At 73.1% G+C, this 10,284-nt stretch carries 9 protein-coding genes; 6 read left to right on the top strand and 3 right to left on the bottom strand.

Going from position 1 to position 10,284, the window contains the following annotated elements:
* From ACFTZL_RS33455 to ACFTZL_RS33430, 6 genes are all read left to right on the top strand, one after another.
* Positions 1–848 (top strand): C45 family autoproteolytic acyltransferase/hydolase (locus ACFTZL_RS33455; protein WP_382590563.1); only part of this gene is annotated, 848 nt, incomplete at its 5' end.
* Between the two features lie 13 nt (positions 849–861).
* Complete coding sequence (locus ACFTZL_RS33450) at positions 862–2,508, top strand: ABC transporter substrate-binding protein (protein WP_382590560.1); 1,647 nt, start codon at positions 862–864, stop codon at positions 2,506–2,508.
* Between the two features lie 6 nt (positions 2,509–2,514).
* Entirely contained in the window at positions 2,515–3,468 is a 954-nt protein-coding gene (locus ACFTZL_RS33445; protein WP_382590557.1) for an ABC transporter permease, read from the top strand.
* Positions 3,465–4,307 (top strand): ABC transporter permease, encoded by an 843-nt coding sequence (locus tag ACFTZL_RS33440; protein ID WP_382590554.1) that lies wholly within the window; start codon positions 3,465–3,467, stop codon positions 4,305–4,307. The genes ACFTZL_RS33445 and ACFTZL_RS33440 overlap by 4 nt, the downstream gene beginning before the upstream one ends.
* Complete coding sequence (locus ACFTZL_RS33435) at positions 4,307–5,272, top strand: ABC transporter ATP-binding protein (RefSeq protein WP_382590550.1); 966 nt, start codon at positions 4,307–4,309, stop codon at positions 5,270–5,272. The genes ACFTZL_RS33440 and ACFTZL_RS33435 overlap by 1 nt, the downstream gene beginning before the upstream one ends.
* Positions 5,269–6,099: an ABC transporter ATP-binding protein gene (locus tag ACFTZL_RS33430; RefSeq protein ID WP_382590547.1), complete on the top strand. Its 831-nt coding sequence runs from the start codon at positions 5,269–5,271 to the stop codon at positions 6,097–6,099. Before ACFTZL_RS33435 ends, ACFTZL_RS33430 begins: the two co-directional genes overlap by 4 nt.
* A 140-nt stretch (positions 6,100–6,239) precedes the next feature.
* On the opposite strand, the gene ACFTZL_RS33425 is transcribed toward ACFTZL_RS33430, so the two are convergent.
* The 3 genes from ACFTZL_RS33425 to ACFTZL_RS33415 all read right to left on the bottom strand — a co-directional run bounded on the left by ACFTZL_RS33425 (position 6,240) and on the right by ACFTZL_RS33415 (position 10,226).
* Positions 6,240–7,640: a cytochrome P450 gene (locus ACFTZL_RS33425; protein WP_382590544.1), complete on the bottom strand. Its 1,401-nt coding sequence runs from the start codon at positions 7,638–7,640 to the stop codon at positions 6,240–6,242.
* A gap of 147 nt (positions 7,641–7,787) precedes the next feature.
* Positions 7,788–8,894, bottom strand: a complete 1,107-nt coding sequence (locus ACFTZL_RS33420) for an NAD(P)/FAD-dependent oxidoreductase (RefSeq protein ID WP_382590541.1) — start codon at positions 8,892–8,894, stop codon at positions 7,788–7,790.
* A 168-nt stretch (positions 8,895–9,062) separates the two neighbouring features.
* Positions 9,063–10,226, bottom strand: coding sequence for a substrate-binding domain-containing protein (locus ACFTZL_RS33415; RefSeq protein ID WP_382590566.1), 1,164 nt, complete (start codon positions 10,224–10,226; stop codon positions 9,063–9,065).
* Positions 10,227–10,284: the final 58 nt, after the last annotated feature.

The raw sequence follows: 10,284 nt of genomic DNA, 5'->3' as shown, positions 1-10,284 counted from the left end.
ACGCCACTGTCGTCGAGGAGGAGCCCGCGGAAGGCTGCACCTCCTTCGCCGCCTACGGCCCCGCCAGCGGCGACGGCCACGTCTGGGCGGGCCAGAACTGGGACTGGCGGGCCGCGGCCGCCGACACCGTGGTCATGCTGCGGATCGTGCAGCCGCCCGCGCCGACCCTGATCATGCAGGTCGAGGCGGGCCAGATCGGCCGCCAGGGCGCGAACTCCGCCGGGATCGCCCTCAACGCCAACGGGCTCGGCGGACGCTTCGACGACGCGGTCGGCCTGCCGCAGACCGTCGTCCGCCGCAGCGTCCTCGACCAGCACGCCATCACCGACGCCCTCGACGTGCTGTGCCGCACCCGGGCCCATATCGCCTCCAACGCGCTGCTGACCTGCCGTGAGGGCTTCGCCGTCGACGTGGAGACGACCCCCGCGAGCTACGGCTGGATGTATCCGACCGACGGTCTGCTGGTGCACGGCAACCACTACCAGGCCGGCGTCCCCGCGGCCATCGCCGCCGACTACCGTCCCCTCTCCCCCGACTCGCTGGTCCGCGTCCCCCGCGCCGAGGAGGGCCTGAGGGCGCTGCGGGGCTCCACCGGCCCCGACGAGTCCCGCAAGCTGATCAAACAGGCCCTCTCCGACCACCTCGGCCTGCCCGAGTCGCTGTGCACACACCCCGACACCCGCAGGCCCGCCGTGGAGCACTGGGCCACGCTCGTCTCCTCCTGCGTGGACCTGACCACCGGCGACTACCACGTCACAGCGGGCACCCCTTGCGACCGCGACTACCAGCACCTTCCCTGGAACCTCTACGACGGCCCCGACGGCTCCGCGGCCCGCCGCACCATCTGAAAGAGAAACGCCGATGAACAGAAACTCACGCGGGACAGTGGCCTGCGGCCTGGTCGTCACCGGTCTCCTCACCGCCGTCGGATGCAGCGGCGCCGACACCGCCACGACCGGCGGCAGCCCGGTCGACGCCGCGCGGCTGAAGCTCACACCGACCACGCCCGCCGCCCAGGGCCCGGTCCGGAAGGTGAACTGGCTGCTGGAGGACGAGCCCGACTCCCTCGACCTCGACAGCCAGGGCACCAGCGCCGGCCGCGTCGTCCTCACCAACGTCTGCGAGCGGCTCTACCAGCTCCAGCCCGACATGACCGTCAAGCCCTTCCTCGCCGAGAAGGCGACGACGCCCGACGACAAGACCCTCGTCCTGAAGATCCGCTCGGGTGTCACCTTCCACGACGGCTCGAAGCTCACCGCCGACGACGTCCTGTGGAGCCTGAAGCGGCACGCCGACCCGGACATGGAACAGAGCGACGAGTTCACCAACGTCTCCGCCCTGACGAAGACGGGCGCCGACGAGATCACCGTCCGCTTCAAGCAGCCCGACGCGCTGTTCACCAAGGCCCTCGCGGGCGACGCCGGCATCGTCTGGAACAAGGAGCAGGTGGAGCAGGCGGGCAAGGACTTCGGCACCCCCGGCCAGGGCGACGCCTGCTCCGGCCCGTACGAGCTGACGGGCTGGAAGTCCGGTGACTCGATCACCATCCGCGCCCACGACGGCTACTGGGGCGAGCAGCCGCTGACCAAGGAGGTCGTCTTCCGCTGGGCCTCCGACAGCGCCCTGGTCAACGCGCTGAAGACCGGCGCCGCCGACGGCACCTTCGCCGAGTCGCCCAACACCGCCTCGGCGCTGCGCGACGCCAAGGGCCTCAGCCAGTACTACGGCCCCTCCACCGCCACCCTCGACCTCATCCCCACCGAACGCGGCGGCCTGAAGGACCCGCGCGTGCGACGCGCCGTGTCCCTCGCCCTGGACCGCGCCGGTATCGCCAAGTCCGGCTACGGCGGCCTGGTCCTGCCGTGGGCGAGCCCGGTCGGCTCCGGCTCCTGGGGCTACGCGAAGCCGGAGTTCGCCGCAGCGCAGCAGGAGCTGGCGGCGGGCTCGCCCGCCTCACCCGACGCGGACGACATCGCCGAGGCCAAGAAGCTCGTGAAGGAGGCCGGCGCACCGGCTGCCCCGATCGTCATCGGCACCGACGCAAGCCAGGGCCGCACCGTCGTCGCCAACGCCCTGCGCGCCGCCCTCCAGCGCATCGGGCTCAAGGGCGACGTCAAGACGGTCCCGACGACGCAGTTCGAGGAGTTCTACAGCGACCCGCAGGCCCGCGCGGGCATCGACGTCCTGGTGGGCGACTGGTACATCTCCAAGTCCGACCCGATGGGCTTCTACGACAACGGCCTGTCCGACTCCTCCAACAACTGGATCGGCTTCAAGGACGCCGCCTACGACAAGAAGGTGCACCAGGCGCTGTCCACGCTGGACGACGCCGAGCGTGCCGCCCTCGCGATCGACGTACAGAAGCGGTTCACCGACGCGGCGGTGTGGATCCCCGTCGCCCAGGTGCCCTCGGTGCTGGTGCTGAGCAGTGAACTGACCGGGGCGCCCGCCTCCCAGGCCTATCTGTACTACCCGTGGGCGGCCGGCCTCGGCGCGAGGAAGGGCTGAGCCGCCATGGCCGCCCGGATCGTACGGCGCCTGGCCGGTTTCCTGGCCACGCTTCTCGCCGCCTCCTTCGTCATCTTCGCGGCCGTCTACGCGGCCCCCGGCGACCCCGCCGTCTTCCTGGCCGGCGGTCGCGACGAGCTCACCCCCGAGCGGCTCGCGGCCGTCCGCGCCCAGTACCACCTCGACGAGCCGCTGGTCGTGCAGTACGGGCGCTGGCTCGCCGACTGCGCCCACCTCGACCTCGGCCGCTCCTTCAAGTACGGCGACCAGGTGGCCGACCTGATCGCGGCCCGGCTGCCCACCACCGTCGAACTGGTCGCCTACGCCACCGTGCTGTTCGTCGTCCTCGGCGTGGGCTCCGGCATCCTCGCCGCGATCCGGCAGTCCACCTGGGTCGACTCGGCGGTGGTCGGCGGGACGACGCTCGCCGCGTCCGTGCCGTCGTTCGTCGCGGCGATCGCCCTCGTGTCGCTGTTCGGCGTGCGGCTCGGCTGGTTCCCGGTGACGGGCGCCGGCAGCGGCGTCGCCGGGACCCTGCACCATCTGACGCTGCCCGCGCTGTCGCTGGCCCTCGGCGCGCTCGCGCTCATCAGCCGGGTCACCCGGCAGGCCATGGCGGACGCCGCCGCCTCCGACCACGTGGAGGCGGCCCGGGCCTCCGGCATCCCGGAGCGGGACATCGTCCGCCGGCACGTGCTGCGCAACGCGCTCGGCCCGATCGTCACCATGTGCGGCCTGGTCATGGCCGGGATGCTCGCCGGGACGGTGGTCGTCGAGACCGCCTTCGGCATCAGCGGCATCGGCTCGCTGCTGGTCGGCGCGATCAACACCCACGACTTCCCGGTGGCCCAAGCCGTACTGCTGCTCATGGTCACCGGCTATGTCGTCGTCACCACCGTCGTCGACCTGGTCCATCCGCTGCTCGACCCGCGCGTCCGCGAGGAGGCCCGTACCGCATGACCGCGCTCACCCTCGCCCCCGTCCGCGTACGCCCCCGCCGCCCCGTGGGTGTGCTGGTGGCCGGCGGTTTCCTGGGCCTGGTGGTCCTGGCCGCCGTGCTGGCCCCGCTGCTGGCGCCCTACGCCCCCGACGCCATCGATCTGTCCGCCTCGCTCGCCGGCACGAGCCCCGACCACCTCCTGGGCACCGACTCCTCGGGCCAGGACCTCCTCTCCCGGGTCCTGTACGGCGCCCGCACCAGCCTCATCGCCCCGCTGCTCCTCCTCGCGGTGGCCGCGCTGCTCGGCGTCACCCTCGGTGTGCTGGCGGCCTGGCGGGGCGGCTGGACGGACGCGTTCGTCTCCCGGCTGACCGATGTGATGTACGCCTTCCCCGGGCTGCTGTTCACCGTCCTGATCATCGCGGTCTTCGGCACCGGCATGACCACGTCCGTCCTGGCCCTCGGTCTCGCCTACACGCCGACGGTCGCCAAGTACACGCGCTCGCTGGCCCTCTCCGAGTGCCGCAAGCCGTACGTCGACGCCTACCGCGTCCAGGGCATGGGCGGCGCCCGGATCTGCGCGCGCTACCTGGTGCCGAACCTCGGCCGGTCGGTGGCCGGTTACCTGGTGGTGCTGTTCGGCGATGCGCTCATGTCGCTCGCCACCCTGTCCTACCTCGGCTTCGGCGCCCAGCCGCCCAGCTCCGACTGGGGTCTGATGGTGCAGGAGGGCCAGGCCGCCGTCGTCCAGGGCGCGCTGCTGCCCGCGCTGGTGCCCGGCACCGCGATCGCCGCGGTCGTCGTCTCCTTCAATGTCGTCGGCGTCTGGGCGGCCGACCGGCTCGGAGGGCGGAACTGATGCTGCTCACCCTCGACCACCTCACGGTCCAGCTCCCGGGAGCGGCCCGGCCGCTGCTCGACGAGGTGTCCCTGCGCGTGGCTCCGGGCGAGGTCGTCGGCCTGGTCGGCGAGTCCGGCTCGGGCAAGTCGACCACGGCGAAGGCCGCCCTCGGCCTGCTGCCGGACGGTGCCACGGCCTCCGGCACCGTCCGGGCCGGCGACGCGGACGTCCTCGCCCTCACCGGCGAGGACCTGCGCCGGCACCGGGCCCGTACGGTCGCCATGGTCCATCAGGATCCGCGCGCCGCCCTCAACCCCGTACGCCGCATCGGGGACTTCCTCCGCGAGCGCGGCGCCGACCGTGCCCGGGCCGTCGAGCTCCTCGCCGCCGTCGGCCTCTCCGACCCGGAACGCCGGCTGCGGCAGCGCCCGCACGAGCTGTCCGGCGGCATGCTCCAGCGGGTCGTCATCGCGGGTGCCCTGGCCGTCGGGCCCCGGCTGCTGCTCGCCGACGAGGCCACCAGCGCGCTCGACGTCACCACCCAGGCGGAGATCCTCGCCCTGCTGCGCACCCTGCGCGCGGAGCAGGGGGCCGGGATGCTGTTCATCACGCACGACCTGCACCTGGCCGCCGCGTACTGCGACCGCGTGTACGTCATGTACGCCGGCCGGGTCGTCGAGGAGCGCACCGCCGAGGCGCTGTTCGCCGACCCCGCGCATCCCTACACCCGCGGTCTGCTCTCCTGCTCGCCCACCTTGGGCGACACCTCGCACACCCTTCTGCCCATCCCGGGACGCCCGCCGTCCCTGTCCGACGTCTTCACCGGCTGCCCGTTCGCCGCTCGCTGTCCCGACGCCGAGCCGGAGTGCGGCACCTGGCGGCCGACGGCGGCGGAGCTCCCGGACGGCGGAACGGCCGCCTGCCGCCGGATACCGGCCGCCGTGGCCACCGCGGCGGCCTCGGCCGAAAGGAGCACGACATGACCGACGGCCCTCTGCTGGTCGCCGACGGCCTGCGCAAGTCCTACTCCCTCCCCGGCCGCGGCCGGCTCACCGCCGCCGAGGACGTGTCGTTCGGGGTGCCCCGGGGCGGCTCGGTCGGGATCGTCGGGGAGTCCGGGTCCGGCAAGACGACGGTGGCCCGGATGCTGGTCGGTCTGGTGCGGCCCGACGCCGGCACCGTCAGCGTCGACGGACGCCCGCGGGAGGCGCGCGCGCCCCGGCGGAAGGAGGCCCGGCTGGCCCGCGCCCGGGAGATCCAGATGGTCTTCCAGGACCCGTACGTCTCGCTCGACCCGCGGCTGACGGCCGACCGGTGCCTGCGCACCGCGCTGCGCCTGCACGGCCGGGACGAGGACCTGGCCGCGGACCTCCTCGACCGGGTCGGCCTCGGCGAACGGGAGGCCGCGGCCCGGCCCCGGCAGCTCTCCGGCGGCCAGCGCCAGCGCCTCGCGATCGCCCGGGCGCTCGCCCCGGGCCCGCGGGTGCTGGTCCTGGACGAGGCCGTGGCCGCCCTGGACGTGTCGATCCAGGCCCAGATCCTGCGGCTGCTCGACGAGATCCGCCGGGACACCGGGGTCGCGCTCGTCTTCGTCGGGCACGACCTGGCGGTGGTGCAGCACATCACCGACGACGTCCTGGTGATGCGCCAGGGCCGGATCGTCGAGCGGGGCCCGACCCGGCAGGTGCTCACCGATCCGGCCCACCCGTACACCCGGCTGCTGCTCGCGGCCGTCCCCGGGAAGGGCTGGGACCCGGCCGCGGCGGTCGAGGCCCGGGCCGCCGCGCGGAGTTCCAGCGCTGTCCCGTGAGGACGAGGTCGAGCGCCGGCGTGCCGACCGGACGGGGCCGTGAGCGAACCGGGCAGATCATCGAGGTGTACCTGCCCGGCACGCGCGGGTCGCCCCGCAACACCACCGTAGGTCACGCCTGCGGCGTGAGACCCTCGCCGTCAGCGGCCGCCGCGGATGAGGCCGGTCAGATAGCGCCACAGCGAGGAGCGCTGCCGGGCGGACGGGTCCGGCAGGACCTCCTCCGCCACCCCCGGCGCGGGGTCGTCCGCCGCCGGCCGCACGGGCTCCGAGGCGAGGTCGTAGCGCACGGGCAGCGAGCGCAGACCCCGCATGAACGGGGAGGAACGCCAGGGCAGTTGGTCGGCGGGCAGGGCGAGGTCGAGGTGGTCGAACCGCTCGAACAGGCGCCCCACCCCGGCCGCCGCGACCGTCGAGGCGAGTTCCCGAGCCGGGCACTGCCGCGGGCCGGCTCCCCAGGACAGATGCGCCCGGGTGCTGATGGTGGTGCCGGAGGCGACGTGGTCGGCGAAGAGCGGATCGGCGTGTGCGGCGCCCGGGGAGACCCAGACCGGGTCGCCGGCCCGGATCGTGTAGTTGCCGAGCGGGGTGTCCTCGGCCGCGAAGCGCGGGACGAAGTTCACCAGGGGCGGCTTGCGCATGACCACCCGGTTCATGGACTCCCTGACCATCCCGGCGGACAGGCTGGCGCGCACGCTGCCCTCACCCGAGATGACCTCGACGACGGTGTTGGAGATGAGGATGCCGACGTGGTCGGAGGTCATGCCCAGCAGCATGAACAGTTCGCGGGCGAGATGGTCGAGCGAGAGGTCCGGGTGCGCGGCCAGCAGGTACGAGGGGAAGTCGTCGCCCGGCTTCTGGAGCTTCCCCGCGGCCAGTTCCGCCAGGGTCGCGAGCAGGCGCTCCAGCGCGGCCTCGGCGTCCGGGCCGGCGTCGAGCACGCGCCACATGTCCATCAGCGCGTCGTCGCCCTGCGAGCCGGGGAAGCCGAGCAGATGGCTCGCCACCATCAGCGGCAGCGGCCGGGAAAACTGCGCCGACAGGTCCGCCACACCGGTCCTGCCGCCCTGTCCCACCAGGGTGATCAGCTCGTCGGCGTAGGCGGTGACGGCGGCCTTCAGACGCTTGGCCTGCGGGTGGCGCGGGTCCTGGAACGGCTTGAGGGCCACGTCCCACGCGGACCGCAGCGGCCGGTAGCCGGGGCCGCCCTGGATCAGGATGTGGTTGACCTCCAGGGAGGGGCCGAGCGGCCAGTCGGCCGGCACCCTGCCCTCGGAGCGGGCCCGCCAGTTCTCCAGCCCCTTCGGGAAGCCGTCGTTGTCCTGGAGCACCTGGAGCGACTCGCGGTAGCCCAGAACCAGCCAGGCGGGCACCCCCAGCAGATCGACCGGCGCGACCGGGCCGTGTTCGTTCCGCAGCCGCTCGTACACGAGCGAGGGACGTGTCTCGTAGTCCCGGGTCAGCAGCGGTTCGGGACTCAAGTTCTCCAGCCGCGTGTCGTCCAGGTCCACGGATCCGCCGTCACCCCACTGGGATTCCATCGTCTTACCACCCCTCCGACACGCCCTGTACCGGCACCCCATCAGCCGGTAGCCGGAAACGGTGGGGACCCTACCCCAGGACGAACTCGTGGGTAACGACCGGGGGTGGGGTGACGAGGGCGGATCGGCGGCGGGGCGTGCCGCGGATCAGGCGGCCGTGTAGCCGAGTTGACGGCGCATGTAGGGCGTCATGAGCGTTTTCGCCTTGGCCAGGGTGGTGGTGCGGCTGCCGAGGACGGCGGATTCGCCGCCGGGTACGGGCAGCACCGTCACTCCGTCGGCCGGGCCGAACGGCACGATGAGCGGGGTGCGCTGGATCGGCCGGTAGAAGCGCGGCTCCTTGCGGTGCTTGCCCGAACTCTGCAGGTAGGCACGGATGTTGTGGGCGGCGATGTCAGCCTGGGCGAGGGCGGCGGGGGTGATCTTGAGTTCGCTGACGTCGTTCACGTCGCCGACGGCGAACACGTCGAGCTTCCCCTCGACGCGCAGCGTCCGGTCGACCTTGACGTGTCCGTCCCTGTTGAGCCAGTCGCCGTGTCCGGCCAGGCGGAGCCAGAGGGTGTTGGGGGTGGTGCCCGTCGCCCAGAAGGACAGATCGGCCTCGATGACGGCTCCGCGGGCGTCGCGGTAGGTGCCGAAGTCGTTGCCGGGGGACATGAAGGCGTCGAGCCGTACCTCGACATCGTGGGACTCCAGCCAGGCCCGGGCCTTGCGTCCCGGCCGGGTGCTGCCCGTGGAGTCGAGGAGCGCCGGCCCGGAGTGGGCGAGCGTGACCCGGGCGTCGGGGCGGGCGAGGCGGATCTCGGCGCTGAGTTCGACGCCCCCGGGGCCGCCGCCGACGACGAGGACGTGTTCGGCCGTGGCGACGTTGCGCTGGTGTTCGCCGAACGACTTGGCCGCCTCCTCGGTGGTGGTGCCGGTGAAGCGGGCCGGCTCGGGGTAGTCGGCGCCGGTGGCGATCACGACCACGTCGTAGGGCAGCCGCTCGCCGGTGGCGAGGACGACCTGCCGCTCGGCGGTGTCGATGCGGACGCACTTGCCCGCGACCACCCGGCCGTTGCCGAGCAGCCGGTCGTACGGGATGAAGGGGGTGTGGGTCCACTCGGGGCGGACACCGGCGCGCAGGGAGGCGACGCGATGGAAGAAGACCTCCTTGCGGTCCACCAGCGTGACCCGGGCGAGGCCGTCCAGCCGTTTCGCCAGCCGGACACCGGCGTAGCCACCGCCGATCACCACTACGTCGCCGTCGTACACACCGAGTCTCCTGTGCCTGGTGGGGGGTGCGAGTGCCGCCGCGGACGGGCCCCGCTCGGATCGACCCCCGGCGGCCACTCGACTGACGGTGAGATTAGCCCTTGAAAGTTAAAGGGATCCCGAGGTTCCGTGCATGTTCCGTGAAGGGATCGGCACCCTGACCGGCCGTCACTTCCCCCAGATCTTCCGGTACGCCTCCTGGTAGCCCGAGGGGTCCCAGGTCGTGGCGCCCTCGCTGTTGCCTTCCGTGGCGATGTGGGTGGGGGCGGTGTACCCGCTGGCCGGGTGGCCCGCGAAGGCGCGGTTGAACTCGTCGACGATCTGCCAGCCCTGGAGGGTGAGCGGCTCGGGCACGGTGGCGGCCTGGTACTGCTCGCTGTTGATGCGCTGGAAGGCCGAGGGATCGCCGTCGCCCGCGCCGATGTTGAAGGGTGGGCCGGAGCCCTTCTCCCCGGCCGCGCGGAAGGCGGGGGCGGCGTCGGCGAAGTACAGGTCGTTGATGGCGACGGAGTGGGTCCAGCGGTCCTGGAACCGGGAGAGCAGGGAGGAGATCTCCCGCGGGGTGCGGGTGCTCGCGTCGGGGATCGGGATGTTCTCGACCGAGAGCAGCTTCACGCCCGAGCAGGCGGCGAGTTCCTTCCTGATCAGGTCGGACTTGTTCCTGGCGAAGGGGATCGAGGCGTCGGTGATGACCACGACCCCGGCGCGGCCGTCCGAGTCGGAGATGATCCACTGCGCGCTGATGCGGGCCACGTCCTGGACCCGGGTGGTGACGTTGGTGAAGAGGTCGGGTTGCCGGCTGGGGCCGGGCTCGGGGACCGCGTGCCAGCCGATGAGCGGGATGCCCTGCGCGTTGGCCCGCGCGGCCTGCGATGCCGTCGAGTCGGGGTCGAACCCGCCGATGACGATGCCCGCGGGCCTGAGGGCCACAGCCTCGCTCATGGCCGCCTGGATACCGGCCGGGGTGCCTCCGCCGTCGATCACCCGGACGTCCCATCCGATGACCCGCGCGGCTTCCCGCACCCCCTTCGCGGCGCCCGCGACGCCGGGATTGGTCATGGTCTGGGCGACGTAGACGATCGTCTTGCCGGACACCGCCGCGGGGCCGCCGGTGGGGCCGCCCCAGGGGGTCTCGGTCCGCTCCGCCCGGGTGACGGCGTCCTGGGCCCTGGCGTGGACGGCGGGGCAGCCGCTCGGGCCCGTCGCGGTCTCGTCCGCGCCGTCCGACGAACCGCGTTCGCAGCCGACGAGGGCGGCCGCCGTCGCCAGCAGGGCGCGGGAGGCGAGCCGCGCGGTGCGGACCGCGGGGGCGGGCTTGTGGTTGCGGTGCACGGAAGCTCCAGTGAGGGGATCGGCGCGGCGGGACGTGCCGGGGGTCAGGGGGGTGTGC

The sequence above is a fragment of the Streptomyces sp. NPDC056948 genome (genome assembly GCF_042674225.1).
Classification (GTDB): Bacteria; Actinomycetota; Actinomycetes; order Streptomycetales; family Streptomycetaceae; genus Streptomyces; species Streptomyces purpurascens.
The sequence above is the reverse complement of the archived record's forward strand: the minus strand, read 5'-3'. Positions and strand labels throughout refer to the sequence as shown.